Below are 772 nucleotides of genomic sequence, written 5' to 3'. Positions count from 1 at the left end.
TCATTAGCTCTTAAAATGAGTTCATTTTGTTAGCTGCTCATCAGTACCCGATCACTACATCGGATAGACGCCTATCGGCGTTTCGCAAAAGGTGGCGGGGTTGCCCCCGCCTAATTTCTCAGTCATGGTTAAGGCGCCAACCAATAATCACAACGGAGAAAAAAATGCTGACCGAAAATGATCATGAAACCATCATTCAAGTAATGTACGAGATGATGAATGAACAACTCACTCAGCCTTTAACAGGTCTACTGGATAGCCTTTACTTCAACCTCTTAAGCCAAAACGCGATTGAACCAGGATTACTAGAACGGCAGCTATCTAGTCTGATCGATTCACTTGAAGATCATCAGATAGGAAACATGGGGCATCGCTTGCTTGAACGTTACCGCTTGCTGTCACAAAAGGCTGAATCTGGCGCTTTACTTGAATTGTTTCAAAAAGCGCAAGATAGCGAGATAACGCCGAAGCCGACATGGTTTCAGGGCGTGATCCAAGGCGGATTAGAGGAACACGATTCATAACAATACTCCTTAGCTGCTCATCAGTACCCAGCCACTACGCTGGATAGACACTAGCGGCCTAGGCCGCCAGTGTTTCGCTGGGTCTTGGGCTCTAGCCCGCTGTTGCTAGTAGCCCTAAGTTGTTGAGTGACTTTTCCATAAAGAAACCGATCACAGCGCGGCGTTCGCCCGCAAACTCTTGGCTTAACTCCTTGAGCGCATTGAGCAGCGCGGCGCACATCATCAAACAGTAATGCGGCCTTTCAGCA

1 protein-coding gene and 2 other RNA genes are annotated in these 772 nt (G+C 47.8%); 1 reads left to right on the top strand and 2 read right to left on the bottom strand.

The annotated features are described in order from the left end of the window. Positions 1 to 27: 27 nt before the first annotated feature. Positions 28 to 88: hammerhead ribozyme type II (locus FW758_RS24675), an RNA gene on the bottom strand. 76 nt (positions 89 to 164) lie between these two features. On the opposite strand from FW758_RS24675, the gene FW758_RS24670 reads away from it, so the two are divergent. After that, positions 165 to 524 (top strand): hypothetical protein, encoded by a 360-nt coding sequence (locus FW758_RS24670; protein ID WP_263256586.1) that lies wholly within the window; start codon positions 165 to 167, stop codon positions 522 to 524. Positions 525 to 531: 7 nt separating this feature from the next. Here the strand turns inward: FW758_RS24670 and FW758_RS24665 are convergent. Then, positions 532 to 604, bottom strand: an RNA gene (locus FW758_RS24665) — hammerhead ribozyme type II. Between the last annotated feature and the right edge of the window lie 168 nt (positions 605 to 772).

The sequence above is a fragment of the Shewanella sp. 1180_01 genome (assembly GCF_052850535.1).
The sequence above is the reverse complement of the archived record's forward strand: the minus strand, read 5'-3'. Positions and strand labels throughout refer to the sequence as shown.